This window comes from Streptosporangium sp. NBC_01810, assembly GCF_035917355.1.
Classification (GTDB): domain Bacteria; phylum Actinomycetota; class Actinomycetes; order Streptosporangiales; family Streptosporangiaceae; genus Streptosporangium.
The window spans coordinates 1161301-1179424 of sequence record NZ_CP109070.1; the positions used below are offsets into that span (position 1 = coordinate 1161301).

Genomic DNA, 18124 nt, shown 5'->3' on the forward strand with positions numbered 1-18124 from the left:
TCGCCCATGGCCGCCAGAGCACACCGGCGCGACGAGGACCCGAGTGGCGCGGCAGTCCCCGCGCCGACGCGGCAGAAGCCCGCGAGCCGAGCGGCGGCGACGACCGTACGCGACCGTGCGACGATCGCACGCGACCGTGCGACGACCGCCACGGACGGCATCCGGGCGACAACGGCCGCGGCGGGCGGCCGGTCGGCGGCGACGCGACGGGCAGGGGCGACGGCCGTGGCCGCCAGGCGGGCGCCGGTGCTGCCCGAGCGCAGCGTGCCTGAGCAGGTTGACGCGGGCGCTGGGTTGACCTTCCACGAGAAGATGTCCGGATATTTCGCCATGGGTTATGCGGATCCGCACGAGGGCGCCCGCGCGGGCCGCCGCACCCGGTGGCGGCTCACCTTGCGCGCCACCGTCACGATCGCCGACATCGACGCCTTCGTCGCCGACCCGCTCCACCACGGGACCCTGCGCGGGGAGGTCGAACTGCCGGGCGTCGAACACCGCATCCCGTTCCACGACGGGGTGTTCCGGCTCTTCGCGCCGTCCGGGCGGCCCGACCTCACGCTGCTGGTGTACGAGGCGCCGTTCTCGTACGGCGGGCAGGCGTACTACCTGGCCGGGCGCAAGAACGTACGCGACGACCTGGGCCTGGACCTGTGGCCCGACACGACGACGCTCGACGTGCGGCTGCACCGGGGACCCGACGTCGGCGGCGAGGTGGTGGGGGCCGGGGTGCTGCGGCTGGGTGGCGCCGACCTGGTGGCGCTGCTGCTGTCGATGCGCGCCACGAACGTGGCCTCGCCGGTCGAGGCGGCCCGCGTGCTGGGGACGTTCGGGCTGTTGTTCGCGCGCAGCCTGCGCAACAGCTATCTGCAGTGGCTGCGTGCCTTCATCCTGAAGGAGGGACGATGAGTGCCGAGCCTTTGACACCGTCCACTGAACACGTCGACGCCGTGGTGGTCGGCTCCGGATTCGGCGGATCCGTGTCCGCCTACCGGCTGGCGGAGGCCGGCCTGCGAGTGGTCGTGCTGGAGCGCGGCCGCGCGTACCCGCCCGGGAGCTTCGCCCGCACGCCACAGGAGATGAGCAGGAACTTCTGGGATCCGAGCGAGGGGCTGCACGGCCTGTTCGACATTTGGACGTTCAACGGGTTCGACTCCGTGGTGAGCAGCGGGCTGGGCGGCGGCTCGCTGATCTACGCGAACGTGCTGCTCAGGAAGGAAGAGCGGTGGTTTGTGAGGCGCGAGTCGCTGCCCGGTGGCGGGTACGAGACGTGGCCGGTCACCAGGGACGACCTGGAGCCCCACTACGAGGCCGTGGAACGCATGCTGGGCGCCACCCGCTATCCGCTGCACGCCCCCGCGTACGCCGACACGCGCAAGACCCTGGCGATGCGGCTGGCGGCCAAGAACCTGGGGCTGGAATGGGAGCTACCGCCGCTCGCGGTCAGCTTCTCGGCGGGGCCCGAGGAACCGCCCGGCCTGGGGCTGCCGATCAAAGACGCGGAGTACGGCAACCTGCACGGGCTGCCCCGCCGTACCTGCCGGTTGATCGGGGAGTGCGACATCGGCTGCAACGACGGGGCGAAGAACACGCTCGACCACACGTACCTGTCGGCCGCGAAGGCGGCGGGCGCCGACATCCGCACCCGCTGCGAGGTACGCGGCCTGCAGGCACGGGACGGCGGCGGATACGAGGTCACCTACGTCGAGCACGACGAGGCGAACGAAGGCCGCCGCACGGACACGCATGCGCTGCCGCTCCGCACGATCACCTGTGACCTGCTGATTCTCGGTGCGGGCACGTACGGCACGACGTACCTGCTGCTGCGCAACCACCGCACCCTGCCGGGACTCAACCTGCCCGCGCTCGGCAGGCGCTACTCCGGCAACGGCGACCTGCTCACCTTCCTGCTCCCGAAGAAAGGCTCCGGCAGCGCGCTGGAGGCCAGCCGCGGGCCGGTGATCACCAGCTCGATGTTCGTCCCCGACCGGCTGGACCGCCCGGACGTCATGGGGCGGGGCTTCTACGTGCAGGACGGCGGGTACCCGGGGTTCGTCGACTGGCTGGCCGAGAGCGCGGACGTGACGCGCACGGTGTTCCGGGCGGGCGAGTTCGCGATGCGGGCGCTGATGGCCCGGCTGTTCGGCACCCCTGACACCAGCCTGAGCAGCGAGATCGCGCGCCTGATCGGGGACGGAACGCTGTCGGCGGGCTCGCTGCCCCTGCTCGGCATCGGCCGCGACGTGCCGGATGGCGTGATGCGGCTGCGAGGCGAGCGCCTGCAGGTGGACTGGACGACCGAGACGAGCACGGAGTATTTCGCCCGGGTCCGGCGCACCATGCGCGACATCGCCGACGCGCTGGACGCCCGGTACGTGGACAACCCGCTCTGGTTCTTCCGGAAGATCATCACCGTGCATCCGCTGGGTGGCGCCGCCATCGGCCACAACAGGACCGAGGGCGTGTGCGACCCGTACAACGCCGTGTTCGGCCTGCCCGGCCTGTACGTCGCCGACGGCGCGGCCATGCCGGGACCGGTGGGCCCGAACCCGTCGCTCACCATCGCGGCGTTGGCCGACCGCATGTGCACCCGGCTGCTGGAGAACCGTCCGCACCGGAACCGCCGCCGCGCCCGCACGACCACAGCGACCCCCACGAGCAGCGGGCCCGCGGAAGAAGGGCGGCCGTCGTGAACCGCATCGCCGTCGCGATCGTGCACGGCGTCGAGATCGCCGACCCCGCCTTCGCCGCGGAACCGGCCAGGCTGCTGCGCCGCAGCTTCGCCGCCGAGCTCGGCCTGAGCCCGCTCGACGCCGACAACGCGCTGGTCATCGAGCCCGTCTACTGGGCGCCGCACATCGAGGGCCGGCAGCGCGAGCTGTTCGCCAAGATGTGCGGGGACGACGCCGGAACGTTCTTCGACGACCACCTCGAAGGCATCGTCAAGAGCGTCAACGCGGGATCGGCGGCGTCGCTGGCGCGGCTGCTCGCGTCCCTGGTGCGGCGGACCACGCCCGAGATCCGCACGCTGCACTACCCGACGGCGCGCTGGCTGACGCTGCACTTCGTCGGCGACATCATCGCCTACGACCGGAAGCTCAACGAGGAGAACTACGTCGCCGCGCACCATGTGCTCGCGCAGGCGCTGGCGGTGCTCGCCGACAAGGCGGGTGACCGGGCGCCGCTGTGCGTGCTCGCGCACTCCTTCGGTTCCGTACTGGTCAGCGACTACCTCTACGACCAGCAGGAGACCCTGCGCGGGCGCAAGCTCGTCCCCGACGCGGTACGCGCCGTCATGGGCACCTCGCCGCTCGCCCGGGGTGAGACCCTCGCCTGGCTGTACACGATGGGCAGTCCGCTCGCCCTCTGGAGCCTGCGCAACCCGGACGCCGGCCTGGACCGGCCCATCGACTTCCCCGGCGCCGACATCGCCGGCCGCGGCTCGCGGCTGAGGAGCGAGTGGGTCAACTTCTACGACCGCGACGACGTGATCGCCTATCCGCTGCGGCCGCTCGGCCCCGCCTACGCGCGGCAGGTCACCATGGACCGGCCGGTGACGGTGCGGGGGCCGTGGCCGGTGTTCGCCACGCCGCTGGTCCACCCCTTCTACTGGACCGATCCGCAGGTGATCGACGCCATCGGCGGCTCGCTGGCCGCGGGCTGGCGGAACCTCAACCCGGACTGAGGGACCCGTCGCCGAGCTCGACGCCGCGCAGCGCCGGTCGCGTCCGCGCAGGTGGTGTACGAGTGTTTGAGATCGGTACCTGCGTCGCGCCTGGCTGATCGCCGTTGAAAAGCGCGGCGTAGTCCGTGGGGAAAAGCGCAGCGAGGGCGGTGGAGTGGTTGGGGGCCGCTCACCGGTGTCGCGTCGTGCGGGGTGGAAGGTCAAAAGCGCGGCGAGGGCGGTGGAGTGGTGTGGGGCCGCTCACCGGTAACGCCTCGTGCGGGGTGGGGGCGGGCGTTGGTCGGGTGTGGGTGACCGGGGGCGGGCCGGTGGAGCTCCGGGAGGGGGCAAAGCGGGTCATGGCGGGCGTGGAGGCGGGGCCGTGGTGGTGACGATCGGGGATTTTCCATGATCTGGGTGAGTTGGCACGCTGGGGGCGTGCGGATTCACCCAGATCAAGGAAAGCACAACTCCGGCCCCTCGGGGTGGGCCGCTTTTCGTGGTGGAAGGCCCGGTTCGTCCCCGCACCCGGCCGGGGGCGACCCGTGACCGGACGCCCCGCGGACCTTCGTACCCCGCACGGCGAGAGCCCCGCGCGAGGCGGCGGCGAGCAGCGGCGAGGAGCGGCCCCGAATCCTGCCGCACCGCGGCGGACCCGTACCGATGAGCGGTCTTGGGCCACTCCACTGCCCTCGCTGCGCTTTTGATCTTCGACCCCGCACGACGCGACACCGATGAGCGGTCTTCGACCCCGCACGACGCGACACCGATGAGCGGTCTTCGACCCCGCACGACGCGACACCGATGAGCGGTCTTGGGCCACTCCACTGCCCTCGCTGCGCTTTTGATCTTCGACCCCGCACGACGCGACACCGACGAGCGGCCCTGAACCACTCCACCACCCTCGCCGCGCTTTTCCCCACGGACAACGCCGCGCTTTTCCACCGTGACCGGCTTACCGGACTCGGATGCTCGTACACCACGTCCGTGGACGCGACCGTCAAAGGATGGCAGCGTTCCCGTAGGTCAGGAGGCAGGTCGCTGGCCGGCGTGCAGGTCGTGAGCACGCCGGATCAGAACCCGGCCTACAGGCCGACCCATCCGCCCTTATGGCTTTGACCTGCGACGGAGCAATCACTACGTGCCCGTGTTCCGCGGGATCAGTGGCCGCTGATCCCGGAGGCCGGTTGATGAGCGGCTGCGGTCACGTAGGCGATCGGACCGCCGGACGTGGATTTGAGGCGCTTGCCGAGAAGGAGCTTGGCGATTCGCAGGTCGTCGGCTGTACCGATCGTGATCATGTTGGTGGCCGTGTCGAGGTCGCTGATGTAGCCGGCGAGTCTCGCGTCGAAACGATGACGGGTCAGGCCATTGTCGGTCAGTTTGGTGTCCCAGCTGCTCAGTCCCGTTAGTACGGCGACAACGAATCCGCCGAGTGTCACCGGGAGAATCCCTGCCTGGGCGATCTTTTCCGGTCTCCCCACCCACCATCCGCGCAGCGCCTCCAGCAGGTCCTCAGGTGTCAGATCGGCGTGAAAGCCGATGAAGGGGCGATCTTCATCTGGGACATGCTTCGCCACGTCGACGCGCAACACCGCCATCGTGGCGTTGCCCGTTGTCGTTGACAGGAGGTGATGTAGCGCCACAGCGGAGCGAGCCCGGATCCGTTGCGCCACGTCCGTAGGGATGACCGGCTTGTCGCCGTGTTGACCGACCGCAGGAAGCAGACCCGCAGCAGCGATCTTCTGTAGGGCGGCGCCGGGGAGGTCGAAGCGGACGGCGGCTTGCCGCAGGGTGATGAGGGTCATGGGCTTGTGAGGTCATCTCTCGGCTCGCTGCGTTTGGACTTTCGAAGTCGATCATGTGGAAGTGCGAGTTGTCCAGAAGGGGGGACGCAGGCTGGGACGGCGAGCATTCCAGGCGGTGATGGGGGCGCGACGCGGACGCACGTGTGGATCCCTGCTCACCGTGGAGGTGAATATCGGATCCTCGCCCCGAGGTGTGTCCGGCATATAAAAGCTCTGTCGGATGCCAAGTCGATACAGGAATGATCATATTGATACCTATTGCTATCGATATAATCGTTTTGGATCCTATTCTCCATTTTAGGAGTATCTCTGTGCGTATCCGGTCTCTGCTGACGGCCGCCGTGCTGGCCGCCGGAGTGGTCGTCGTCTCCTCGCCCGCCCACGCTGCGGGCCCTGCCGTTCAGATCACCAAGATCTACTACGATTCGCCCGGCTCGCCGGACTTCGGCGCGAACAGCAGCCTGAACGGCGAGTACGCGCAGATCAAGAACACCACCAGGAAGGCCGTCAGCCTCAAGGGCTGGACCCTCCGCGACAAGACGAAACGGCCGGATCACATCTACACGTTCGGCACGTTCACCCTCGGAGCCGGGAAGACGGTCACCGTGCGGACCGGCAAGGGTAGGAACACCGCCACTACCCTCTACTGGGGCAGGAGCGGAGGAACCTTCGCCTACATCTGGAACCAGGGCCAGGACGCCGCGTACCTGCGGAACGTGTCCGGCACGCTGGTGGACTCCTGCTCGTACAGTTCGACGCGGCACGGCTACAAGATCTGCTGACCTCGGCCGGACATACGAACGGCCCGCGGCAGGTGCCGCCGGGAGGCAGGAAAGGTTGACAGGTTCCGGGTCGAGACCGGCTTGGCCTTCAGCCTGGTGTAACTCCACGAATTAAAGATAGGTGAGCCCCTGGCGTAATAGTTGATCTTGGTCGACAACCCTTCCGTCGGGGGCTTCCTCATTTGCCGATCAAGGCAACTTGGTCGCAATCGGCTCGCGGCCTGCGAGATCAGGTTGGCATGAGTTCGGTATCTCTGCTATCGGCGCACCACATACCAGTACAGCGTCGAAATGTGGATCGTTTCAACGCTTCTCAAACACGCCCTTGGCGTCTTACACTCGGCGTGTATGCAATCCAGCACTTAGAGGTGCAGTTATGCCTGAGCCGGTCATCTTTGGGGTCTACCATCTCGGCAAGCTTGGCTGGAATGCCCGAAAGTGGGCCAAAGAACTGGTGCTCAAGCCATTCACCTACGAGAACAGCACCGGTAAAGATCTCTATTGTGCGATGCATCTGTACTCGACCGACAGTTCGATGGGATGGCTTCACGTTCCCTCTGGAGGCCGGAAGGTGGTGCAGATACCAGTCCCTCGTCTTGGACGAGCATCGGTGATCGTCTATGCCCGTACGTCAGGTGGAAAACGCGAATACGGGGGCAGGGGGCTTTTGGCAACCTCGTTTCATGTCGCGCTTCCCACTGGGGGAGGGAAAATCCGCGAGTCGCACAAGTTCGCAATCGACAACGCCGGTGCGGACTTCGCAAGCTTGCGCATGAACGCTGGGGGAGCCGAAAGACTGGTCAGAGTCGACGGCCGTGAGTTCTATTTCACCGGCCCCCCTACGTACAGGTATCCGCAGGACGTGGAAGCAGCACCCTCCCGGTATGAAATGGGTTACTAGCGCCCCTATAACGAAATAGGAGAAGGTGTGACGGTGCCGGCGTTGCTTGCGATACTCAACGCACGGCCGCGTTGACACGCAGCGAAACGGATCGCCTACCGAGTGGGACTGGGTATGAACGATGCGGGGACGGAGTCGCACTCCTCCACTGACACTGCCGACTCGGGGACCGCTCGCGGCGCCGTCTGGCGGACGAACATTCTTGTCGGGCTCGGCTCGGTCGCCGACATCGCAGCCGTGACGCAGCTGATCACCAGCGGCTCGCGGCAGGGAATACTCGTCGCAGGACTGCTGTCGGTCCTGGCCGGCCTGCTCGGACTGATCCAGCTCTTCGGGCGGCCGGTCGGGCTTCGGGCGATGATGATGGTGATACTGATCGGCACCGGCGCGGGAGTGACCGGTGCGATGATCGAGCAGTACCTCAATGAACCCGCCGACGTCACATCGGCCGCCACTGCGCACTCCTCGCCCTCCCCTTCCTCCTCGGGTATCCCGACGCCTGCCGGCACCACGCCGGCTCCCAGGCCCACACCGTCGGCTCCCAGGCTCACGCCGTCGGCTCCCAGGCTCACGCCGTCGGCTCCCAGGCTCACGCCGTCGGCTCCCAGGCTCACGCCGTCGGACACGACATCTCCACTCACGGCCGGTGAGGTTCTGTACGAGGCCGAGGTCTCCCTGAAGGACCAGGACTACCTGGACGCCGAGACCGGAAAGATCGGCGAGGTGCGGCCGAATGTCAGCGATCTCTGGTACGTCAGCCCCTACCGTGCGCTGTGGACGGCCGGCGGCGGAGCCCTCCCCATCACCCCCATCGACATCGACGGCCGCCCGGACAGCGCTGCGTGCGCGGACGCGCTGGCGACTCACGACTACGGCATGGTGGAGGTCGGCAAGATGAAAGCCGGTGACTGGGCATGCGCGCGCACCGCGGAGGACAATCTCCTCGCGGTCCAGGTCCGCGCCGTGCCGGTGGGCGACGCGCCGCTGGAGATCTCGTACGTCGTCTGGCGCAAGTGACCGCCGCAAGGTCGGCCGAAACCGTTCATGTTCAGGGACTGGCCGGCCTTGTGCGCACCTCCGCGGGGGTAACGGGCCCACGGCGGCGGGTCGCGCCGATGCCTGCCAGGGCTGACCTCGGTGGCGAACCGGGGTCAGGGCGCGCGAACGTACGCGACGCCGAACGTACTGTCGCCACGGGCCCCCGTGGGGGTGTGACACCAGACATAGATGGATAAACGGGGTGGTGCGGCGTACGAGTCGATGGTGCCGAGGTGGCAGTAGCCGCCGCCTGCTCCAGTTGCGGTGACCTGCACGCTGTCGCCGGTTTTGCCCAGCGTGTTCCAGGTCAGACGGTAGTAGCCCACGCCGAGCCGGGCGACCACGGGCACCTCTCCGTTGCCGCTGAACGAGCGGGCCGCGTCCACGACCGGGTCGGCCGGGTCACCGGTGACGCCGACGTAGGCGGCCGGTGTACCCGCGTCCCGGTGCAGACCCGCACCGTCCACGTAGGACAGCAGCCATGGCGAGTCCGCGGGCTGTGCGGTGGCCGCGCCGCCGATCGCGTAGCAGGCCACGGTGATTTCCACCCGGCCCGCGCCGGGCGTGGTGCCCGACGGGTTGCAACGTACCGCTGCCCCGGCGCCGTACGGCGTCACCTGAACGTACCCGGCTCCCGCGGCGAACGCCGTACCCTCCAGGATCACCCGGTACCGCCCGGTGCCCTCACGCAGTACGCGGTTGACGCCACCGCCCGAGTTCACCGTGCCATTGTTGTGGACCGGGTCCACCGTGGCCGTACCCCCGGCGCCGTCGTCGTACCGGACGGTGGCGTAGGGGCGCGTCCCGCCGCTGGGCGCGGCGAAGAAGATCGTGAACCACCAGTCCACCGGCGCGCCGGCTTCGTTGAGGCAGCGCACCCGGATCAGCTCATCCGGGCCGTCGGGAACGTGGCTGACAACCCCGCAGGTACGGCCACGGTACACGGTCCGGTACGCGGTCACGTGTGCGATCCCGGTCGCCGAGGCGACCCCGGGAAGGCGTACCTCGTACTCGCCGGTGCCGGTGTGCACCACGGTGGCGCGCCGGTCCGCGGTGGCAGGGTCGAGTCGGCCGGTGCTCCACTGCCAGTACGGGTTGAGCGGCGTCACCGCACCGATCGGCGCTTCGGCCGTGGTGGCCCGGTCCATGTACGCGTAACCCCAGCGCGGCGCCGCCCCGGGTGCCGTGCTGCTCGCCGCGACCAGCGCGTCGATGACGCGCGCCCGGTGGCGTTTGATCTCCGCCGTGCCCATCTCGGGGACCGGCGCGGGCAGGGCCTGCCCGGCATCCGGCGAGACACCGATGCGGAACCCGAGGCGTGCCCAGTCGTCGGCGCCGTCCAAGGTGTCGTCGTAGCCGTACTCCACCGGGTAGTCGTACCCGTTCGCGACCTTCGCTGTGTCGCCCGGCACGGCCGGCGTCTCGCACCGCCCGTTGAGGCCGGCGTAGATCAGCCCGTACCTGGACAGGTCATCGGTGCCGGGGGAGGGCGCGGTCTCCAGGTCGTCGTTGTTCGGAGGGGTACGGTCCGGGTCGGTGCCCTCGACGCACTTCTGGAACTCGCCGTTGACGTCGACCGCGACCGGAGCGGCGTCGAGCGTGTCGTCGAGGTCCCAGTCCAGCCCGGCCGAGCCGTCGCCCACCCGCAGGGTGCCCTCGTTGTCCCACCACGCCGCCATGGTGTCGGTGCTGATGCCGATACCGGTGTGCTCGTCGAGGCGCCGACGGTCGAGCGGCGGCAGCACGGCCCGGGAGTAGTCGAGCGTGCTCACCTGGTCGAGTGCCACTCGAAGGCGGGTGCCCCCGTCGGTGGCCGGGCCGATCGCCTCTATCCGCGCGCGCCATTCGCTGATGTCCGGCAATCCTACGAACTGGTAGTTGTAGTTCATCACCGACAGGTGGTTCGGTTTGTGGTTGACGTCGTCCGCGCCGCCGTGGCCGAGGCCGAGGGCATGGCCGAGTTCATGGGCGAGCGTCCCGCTCTGCGCCCGTACCGGCACGTCCGGCCAGGTGCCGAGGGTGACCATGAAGTCCCGCCCGTGGCAGCACCATCCGCTGCTGTCGGTGTCGTCGTGCTGGAAGCCCCAGAGGTTGTAGCGGAACAGGTCGGACCGGCCGGGCGTGAAGTTGGCCTCCCGGAAGCGGAGGAAGGGCTTCTGCCCGTCCTGTTCCATGTTGAGCGGCTGCCGGCGCTGCTCCGGGGTGACCGGGATCGCGTCGTCGACGTCCACGAGCAACTGGATGCCGGGCTCCGGCGTGTGGCCGTACGGGCAGGTGGGCCGCGCCGGGCGCGGCGCGGCGTCGAACATGGTGACCACCTCCTCGATCGCCGCGGTGTCCGGCCGGTCGTCGCCGGCGTCCGTACCGTCATCGAGCCAGTCGAGCTCGATCGCGATGGTGCCGCGGCACGGGTCGGCGCCGTGCTCCGGCAGCCAGGTGTCCACTGTGCCGTCGGCGCGGGTGATGCCCTCCAGTTCGACGCGGTCGGTGAGGCCGTCGCCGTCGCCGTCCAGGTCGAGGGTGCTGAAGGTCTGGTTGTCGTTCTTGCGGAACCGGTGCAGGAACTGGCCGGGCGGTGCGGCGCGGTCGATGAGCACCGTGCCCGTGTCGCGGTCCACGATGCGCAGGGCGGCCAGATCCCAGTTGTCGGCACTGATGTCCGGAGCGTCCGAGAGATGGTGGAACACGAACCCGTCGCGCAGGGCGCTCACCGGCAGACACGGTGACAGCACCGCGTTCCAGGTGAATGTGGCATGAGGACGGTCACCGGTGCCGCCCGAATGGAATTGACGCAGCGGCTCGGGGTCGGGCGTGCCGTCGCCGTCGGCGTCCTCGAAGAGGAAGAACGGACCGGTAGGCCGGTCGCCGAGGCGGATCGACTCCAAGGAGTCGTCGCGCAGGCCGTCCCCACCGGTGGTGATGGTGAAGGCGACCCGGCACAGTTCGCCGGGCAGGGCGTGCGCGGTCGGCGGGGCTCCGGCCATCGTCGCCGCCACCGTCAGGATCGTCACCGCCACCATTGCGCCTGGCAGAGCCTTCGAGGGGGTTCGTCCCCACCATGACGTCATGCGCCCGTCCCTCCGCGTGGCTCCGGTACCCCCAAACGCATCGAACCGCGCCATATGACCGGTGACAAGAATCTGAGACGCACCGAATTCTTTGGACAAGTGTCCGCGTTCCTTGATGTGTAGTGAAATCGCCCTCGGGCGACCTGTCTCGCTCACATCCGATATGGGGATGCCCTGCGCAGACACCGTGCCGGTAGGAGGATGCCGTGTCCCTGGGAGATGTGGCCTTCGCGAGACAGGTTCGTTCCCGTCGGGCGAGAGCTCGCCGAGGACGGCTCCGGGTTCATAACGATCGGCGCGTCCGCCGTAACCCTGACCTCCCCGGACGCTGATAAGACGGGCATGCGCCTCCCCGCGGGGTCTCGCCGTCGTCGTCTCCGCCATCTGTCTTCTCGGTCGGCCGGACCGCCCGTATCGGTCGGCTGCAGAGAACCACATCGATGTGTTAACGCTGTCAACGCGAAACATGTCCCGAATCTTCGGGATAGTGTGTACTCTGCTGGAGATGTAGGGACCTACTTACTTACAACATAAGGGCTTGTCGGTCGTCGCTGGGCCCCGTTCCCGGCGCCGGGTGCGTGGAGAGCGAGAAGTCCTGTGAACTTCGAGCAGGTGGCAAGCCGGTTCCGTCTCCTGGGAGCCGTGGGTAAGGGCAACATGGGGGAGGTCTACCGCGCCGAGGACCTCCAGGCGGCCGAAGACGACAGGGATCGCGTGGTCGCGGTGAAGCTGATCCTGCGCAGCCGCTCCGGTGCGATCATCGACTCGTACGCCGACGCCAAGGCGGTCCAGCGGTTCGAACGCGAGGTGCGCATCATGCGCAGGCTCGACCACCGCAACCTCCCGCGCATCATCGACGGCGGGGTGGACGGCACCGGTCTGCCCTACATCGCGATGGAGCTTCTCGACGGGGAGACCCTGCGAGACCTGGTGGGCGAGCATCCGCAGCTGCCCGTCGGCTGGGTCGCGGCGCTGGGCGCTCAGATCGCGGACGGGCTGTCCGCGGCGCACACCGCCGGTGTCATTCACCGCGATCTCAAGCCCGCCAACGTCATGCTGCTGCGCGGTGGAGTGGTCAAGGTCCTCGACTTCGGCATGGGGCGGATCCTCGACGACATCGAGAACGGCAAGGTGACGAGCACGGGTGTCACGGTCGGCACCGCCCGCTACATGGCCCCCGAGCAGTTCCTCGCCGCGACGGTGACCCAGGCGGCCGACCTGTACGCCCTCGGCTGCGTGCTGTTCGAACTCCTCACCGGTGTTCCGCCGTTCCACAGCGAGTCCGCGCACGAGCTCGGCCAGAAACACCTCACCGAACCGGCACCCCCGGTACGGCTGCTCCGCTCCGACGTCCCCGAAGAGATGTCGAGACTCATCGAGCAGCTGCTCGCCAAGGACCCGGCCGACCGGCCCGCCGACGCCGTCGCCGTCCGTGAGGCACTGCTGCCGTTCGCCGTGGGGGAGGAGCACGTTCCCGGCTGGCAGGAGCTCGATCCGGTACGGCACCTCGCGACGGTGCGCGCCGAGAGCCGCCTTCCCCGGCCGGCCACCGACCTCGCGGACACCCCCGAGCCCCGGGCGCCCGGATCCGGGATGGATGTCTTCGGAGTGCACCGCAAGCTCATCAAGGACTACCGCTCGTTCACCGAGGGCGGCACGGTCATCCGCGACGATCGGATCGCGGCCTTCGTCGAGAACGACCTGGATGCCAAGTCCCAGTGGCCCGACCCCTGGCTGTCGCTGAACCCGTTCTTCGCCTCGGGCGGCACCGTTCTCGAACTCGCGACCGAAGGGGTGCTGCACCCGGAGTGCGCGCGCATCTTCCAGGCGGGGAAGACCAAGGACGGTACGGTATGCGACGGTCGTCCGCTCACTCTCCACCGCCACCAGCGTGAGGCGATCGACACCGCCCGGTCCGGCGCCTCCTACGTGCTGACCACCGGCACCGGCTCGGGCAAATCCCTCTCCTACATCGTGCCGATCGTCGACAAGGTGCTGAGGGACCGCGAACAGCAGGGGTCCGAGGCCCGCAAGCGGGTCCGCGCGATCATCGTCTACCCGATGAACGCACTGGCCAACAGCCAGATCAAGGAACTCGACAAGTACCTGCGCGACGGTTACGGCCCCGGCCGCGAGCCGGTCACCTACGCCCGGTACACCGGCCAGGAGGATGAGGCGCGGCGCAAGGAGATCCGTGACAACCCGCCGGACATCCTGCTCACCAACTACGTGATGCTGGAACTGATGCTCACCCGTCCGGGCGACCGGCGCTCTCTCATCAAGATGGCCAAGGGGCTGGAGTTCCTCGTCTTCGACGAGCTGCACACCTACCGCGGCCGCCAGGGCGCCGATGTGGCCCTGCTCATCCGCCGGGTTCGTGAGGCCTGCCAGGCCGAGCGCCTGCAGTGCATCGGCACCTCCGCCACCATCTCCAGCGAGGGCACCGCCGAGGACCAGCGAACGGCCGTCGGCCGCGTCGCCACCACCCTCTTCGGCACCACAGTGGGCTCTGAGAACGTCATCGGTGAGACGCTGGTGCGCGCCACCGACGAAGCCCCCGACAGGGTTCCGGTCGAGCGCCTCCGGGCTCCGGGGGCTCCGCGCGCCTACGCCGACCTGGTGAAGGATCCCCTCGCCCGCTGGATCGAGACCCGCTTCGGCCTCGCCACGGACGAGGCGGGGCGCCTGGTCCGGCAGAGACCCGCCAAGATCGAGGAAGCGGCCCTCGAACTCGCCGAGGACAGCGGGCTGACCGCGGCCGAATGCGCGCGGGCGATCCGCCGCACGCTGGAGGCCGGTTCCGAGGCCGGGAACCCCGTCACCGAGCGCCCCCTGTTCGCCTTCCGGCTGCACCAGTTCCTCTCCAAGGGCGACACCGTCTACGTCACCCTTGACGACAAGCCGGCCCGTCACCTGACGCGCGACTACCAGCTCGTCCAGCCCGGTTCGGACGGCAAGATCCTGCTGCCGCTGGCCTTCTGCCGCGAGTGCGGTCAGGAGTACCCGACCGTGTGGCGCACCGAGAAGAACGGCCGCGTCGTCTACGAGCCGCGCCGGGACACCGCCGCCACCGGTGGCCGCGCCGGGGACGGCTACCTCTACGTCGACTCCGACCGCCCCTGGCCGAGCACGCCGGAGGAGGCCATCGCCGATCGCTGGCTGCCCGAGTCCTGGCTGGAGATCGACGAGCGGGGACAGGAGGTCGTGCGCGCCTCCTACCGGGTGCGGCTGCCCAGAGCCGTCACCGTCGACCCGTACGGGGTCGAGGGGCAGGGCGAGCTGAAGGCGGCCTTCATCCCCTCACCGTTCCTCTTCTGCATGCACTGCGGAGTGAGTTACGAGCAGGTCAGGGGAAAGGACTTCGCCAAGCTCGCGACCCTCGACCAGGAGGGCCGCTCCTCGGCGACCTCCCTCGTCTCCGCCTCCATCGTCCGCTCGCTCAAGGAGGTCCCCGCCGAGGCACTCAAGGAAGCGGCCCGCAAGCTGCTCACCTTCGTCGACAATCGGCAGGACGCCTCTCTCCAGGCCGGTCACTTCAATGACTTCGTGCAGATCGTCCAGCTGCGCGGCGCCCTCTACCAGGCGGCTGTCGAGGCGGGCGAGGAGGGCGTCAACCACGAGGAGCTCGCCTCCCGCGTCTCGGTCGCCCTGGGCCTGGAGCTCGCCGACTACGCCGGCAGCGCGGACCTGCCTCCTTCGATGGCACGCAACGCCGCGAAGACCCTGCGGGACGTCATCGCCTTCCGCCTCTACCTGGATCTCGAACGCGGCTGGCGCATCACCATGCCCAACCTGGAGCAGACCGGCCTGCTGGAGATCCACTACGAGGACCTGGAGTGGCTCGCCGAGCAGCAGGACCGGTGGTCCGAGACTCACCTGAAGCTGCGTGAGGCGGCCCCGGGCCAACGTGCCGAGATCATGCGGGCACTGCTCGACGAGATGCGCCGCGCCCTCGCCATCGACGTGCAGCACTTCCGCGAGGACTTCGACACCCTCCAGCGCGCCAGCGAGGAGCGCCTCGTCGACCCCTGGGGGCTCGCCGCGGGTGACCGTCCCAAGGTCGGCACCGCCTACCCGCAGGGCTCCAGGCCCGGCCTGGACCGCTCGGGTCTGTTCCTGTCCGGCCGGGGCAAGTTCGGCAAGTACCTGCGGCGGGTGCACTTCGGCAAGGATCTGCCGGTTGACGACACCCAGCTGATCATCGTGGAGCTGCTGAAGGTGCTCGCCAGAGCCGGGCTGGTCAAGGAGATCGCCGCGGCCCCGCAGCGCGCTGGCCGCTTCCGGGGCACCTCCGGCCCGACCATCACCGGTTACCGGATCTCCGCCGCGGCCCTCATCTGGCGGGCCGGAACAGGGGAGACCGGCACCCACGACCCGCTGACCCGCACCTACGCCAGCGGCGACGGCCCCCGCGTCAACGCCTTCTTCCGTGACCTCTACCGGGGTGCGGCCGGTGCTCTCAGCGGCCTCGTCGCCCGCGAACACACCGCCCAGGTCACCCCGGAAGAGCGGGAGAGGCGCGAGGAGGCCTTCCGTAGCGCGAAGCTGAAGCTTCTCTACTGCTCGCCGACGATGGAGTTGGGCGTCGACATCGCCGAGCTCAACGCCGTGATGATGCGCAATGTGCCGCCCACCCCGGCCAACTACGCCCAGCGCAGCGGCCGGGCCGGTCGGTCCGGGCAGCCCGCACTCGTCACCACCTACTGCGCGACCGGAAACAGCCACGACCAGTACTACTTCCGCCGCTCCGAGCGCATGGTCGCGGGAGCCGTCGCCCCGCCCCGTCTCGACCTCGCCAACGAGGACCTGGTCCGCTCCCACGTCCAGGCCATCTGGCTGGCCGAGGCCGGGCTCAAACTGGGCAACGCCATCCCCAACATCATCGACATCGGCTATGCCGAGGACGCACGCATCCCCAACCCCAAACTTGCCCTGCAGGACCACATCGCCGAGGCCCTGCGCGACACCGTTGTGCAGGAGCGCGCGGTGCAGGCCGCACACAAGGTCTTCGGTGGACTGCTGACCGACTTCGCGGCCACCGCCTGGTGGTACAACGAGTGGATCGAGGACAAGGTCCGTGCCGCTCCCGCGCAGTTCGACCGGGACCTTGACCGCTGGCGTGGCCTGTTCAGGGCGGCCCTGGTCGACCAGGCCGAGCAGAACCGGCGGGTCCTGGACCACACCCTCTCCGAGCGCGACCGCAAGATCGCCGTCGGGCGCCGCCGGGAGGCCGAGACCCAGCTCAACCTCCTCAAGAACGAGAGCGCGGACAGCAAGTCGGTACTCTCCGACTTCAACCCCTACCGCTACCTCGCCGGCGAGGGCTTCCTGCCCGGCTACTCCTTCCCGCGCCTGCCGCTCGCCGCCTACATCCCCACGGTCGGCAGCCGGTTCGGCGACGGCGACTACCTCCAGCGCCCCCGCTTCCTGGCCATCCGCGAGTTCGGGCCCGGAGCCCTCGTCTACCACGAGGGCGCCCGCTACCAGGTCACCCGCATCCAACTGCCGCCGGACGCGACGGGCGACGTCGTCACCAGTAGCGCACGCAGGTGCGCCGGTTGCGGCTACCACCACGACATCCACGACCGCGTCGACCGCTGCAAGATGTGCGACGAGCCGCTGGGCGAGACCACGTACGGGCTGCTTCAACTGCACACCGTCTACACCAAGCGTCGCGAGCGGATCTCCTCCGACGAGGAGGAGCGCCGCAAGGCGGGTTTCCGGCTGGTGACCTCCTACAGCTTCCAGAAGCATGGCGAGCGTTCGGGCCGTCAGGACGCCCTCGTCTTCGAGGCCGGAAACAAACTCGCCACCCTGTCCTACGGGGACTCGGCGATCGTCCGCATCACCAACGTCGGCCGGGTACGGGCCAAGCCGAACGAGCCGGACGGCTTCTGGCTCGATCCCGCCGACGGCCGCTGGATGAACGAGCGCGACGCCGGTGAGGCCTCCGGCGACTCCGGTGAGATGCCCGTCATCGACGCGGACGGCAATGAGAAGCGCCGCAAGAAGCGGGTCATCCCCTACGTCCAGGACAGCCGCAACATCCTGGTGCTGAAGCTGGACGAGCCGCTGGACGAGCCTGTCGCGCTCTCGCTCATGTACGCGCTGGAACGCGGCATCGAGGCCGCCTTCGAGCTGGAGGACTCCGAGCTGAGCAGCGAACTGCTGCCGCCCGACGACGGTCCCCGCGACCGGATGCTGTTCACCGAGGCCGCCGAAGGCGGTGCCGGTGTGCTGCGCCTGATGCAGTCCGAGCCCGGCGCGCTCGCCCGCGCCGCCGCAGAGGCCCTGGCCATCTGCCACTTCGACGCCGACGGCACCGACCTGGGCGGAGCGCACCCCGACCGTCCCTGTGCCAAGGGCTGCTACGAGTGCCTGCTCACCTACGGCAACCAGTTCAACCACGCCTTCATCGACCGACACTCGATGCGTGACCTGCTGCTCCGGATCGCGGGTTCGACGGCCCGTACGACCGGCCGGGGCGAGTCCCGTTCGGAGCAGCTGGCACGGCTGACCGCGCAGTCGGACACCGCGCTGGAGGCCAGGCTCATCACCTGGCTCAAGGAACGAGGGCTGCGCCTGCCCGACGAGGCGCAGACCCTCGTCGCCGAGGCGCGTGCCCGGCCCGACTACGTCTACCGGCTGCCCGGCGTCAACGTCGCGGTCTTCGTCGACGGCCCCGTCCACGAGCACGCCTCGGTCGCCGAACGCGACCGCGAGGCGGAGGACCGGCTGATCGACAAGGGCTGGGACGTGGTCCGGTTCCCCCACGACGCCGACTGGTCCGCCATCGCGGCGGAGTTCAGGCGTTACTTCGGGACCGGTGCCTGAACCGGAGAACCGGCAACGATCAACTACCCAAG

Annotated in this window: 9 protein-coding genes; 7 read left to right on the top strand and 2 right to left on the bottom strand. The window is 68.9% G+C overall.

All coding sequences use genetic code 11. The features are described from left to right. Window positions 1–6: 6 nt before the first annotated feature. The 3 genes from OIE13_RS05305 to OIE13_RS05315 are packed head-to-tail and all read left to right on the top strand — an operon-like array spanning window position 7 to window position 3682. A complete protein-coding gene (locus OIE13_RS05305) occupies window positions 7–906 on the top strand; it encodes a hypothetical protein (RefSeq protein ID WP_326642339.1) in 900 nt (299 codons plus the stop codon). Next, on the top strand, window positions 903–2690 hold the full coding sequence (locus OIE13_RS05310) for a GMC family oxidoreductase (protein WP_326829616.1): 1788 nt from the start codon (window positions 903–905) through the stop codon (window positions 2688–2690). The genes OIE13_RS05305 and OIE13_RS05310 overlap by 4 nt, the downstream gene beginning before the upstream one ends. Beyond that, complete coding sequence (locus tag OIE13_RS05315; RefSeq protein ID WP_326642335.1) at window positions 2687–3682, top strand: hypothetical protein; 996 nt, start codon at window positions 2687–2689, stop codon at window positions 3680–3682. Before OIE13_RS05310 ends, OIE13_RS05315 begins: the two co-directional genes overlap by 4 nt. Before the next feature lie 1139 nt (window positions 3683–4821). Here the strand turns inward: OIE13_RS05315 and OIE13_RS05320 are convergent. Next, window positions 4822–5469, bottom strand: a complete 648-nt coding sequence (locus OIE13_RS05320; RefSeq protein ID WP_326642333.1) for a hypothetical protein — start codon at window positions 5467–5469, stop codon at window positions 4822–4824. Window positions 5470–5780: 311 nt separating this feature from the next. On the opposite strand from OIE13_RS05320, the gene OIE13_RS05325 reads away from it, so the two are divergent. From OIE13_RS05325 to OIE13_RS05335, 3 genes are all read left to right on the top strand, one after another. Further along, window positions 5781–6251 carry a lamin tail domain-containing protein gene (locus tag OIE13_RS05325; RefSeq protein ID WP_326642331.1) on the top strand — a complete coding sequence of 157 codons (471 nt, stop codon included), beginning with the start codon at window positions 5781–5783 and terminating at the stop codon, window positions 6249–6251. A 376-nt stretch (window positions 6252–6627) separates the two neighbouring features. Beyond that, the gene (locus tag OIE13_RS05330) at window positions 6628–7152 is read left to right on the top strand and encodes a hypothetical protein (RefSeq protein WP_326642329.1); all 525 of its coding nucleotides are present in this window, start codon (window positions 6628–6630) and stop codon (window positions 7150–7152) included. A 114-nt stretch (window positions 7153–7266) separates the two neighbouring features. Further along, window positions 7267–8169 (top strand): hypothetical protein, encoded by a 903-nt coding sequence (locus OIE13_RS05335; protein ID WP_326642327.1) that lies wholly within the window; start codon window positions 7267–7269, stop codon window positions 8167–8169. Between the two features lie 134 nt (window positions 8170–8303). Here OIE13_RS05335 and OIE13_RS05340 read toward each other — a convergent pair whose 3' ends face one another. Further along, window positions 8304–11201: a hypothetical protein gene (locus tag OIE13_RS05340; RefSeq protein ID WP_326642325.1), complete on the bottom strand. Its 2898-nt coding sequence runs from the start codon at window positions 11199–11201 to the stop codon at window positions 8304–8306. 654 nt (window positions 11202–11855) lie between these two features. Between OIE13_RS05340 and OIE13_RS05345 the strand changes: the two genes are divergently transcribed. Further along, window positions 11856–18092, top strand: coding sequence for a protein kinase domain-containing protein (locus OIE13_RS05345; RefSeq protein WP_326642322.1), 6237 nt, complete (start codon window positions 11856–11858; stop codon window positions 18090–18092). Window positions 18093–18124: the final 32 nt, after the last annotated feature.

Excerpts from the sequence above, each read along its gene's own strand:
- OIE13_RS05305 (WP_326642339.1), top strand. The coding sequence starts at position 7 with ATGGCCGCCAGAGCACACCGGCGCGACGAGGACCCGAGTGGCGCGGCA.
- OIE13_RS05310 (WP_326829616.1), top strand. The coding sequence starts at position 903 with ATGAGTGCCGAGCCTTTGACACCGTCCACTGAACACGTCGACGCCGTG.
- OIE13_RS05320 (WP_326642333.1), bottom strand. The coding sequence starts at position 5,469 with ATGACCCTCATCACCCTGCGGCAAGCCGCCGTCCGCTTCGACCTCCCC.
- OIE13_RS05330 (WP_326642329.1), top strand. The coding sequence starts at position 6,628 with ATGCCTGAGCCGGTCATCTTTGGGGTCTACCATCTCGGCAAGCTTGGC.
- OIE13_RS05335 (WP_326642327.1), top strand. The coding sequence starts at position 7,267 with ATGAACGATGCGGGGACGGAGTCGCACTCCTCCACTGACACTGCCGAC.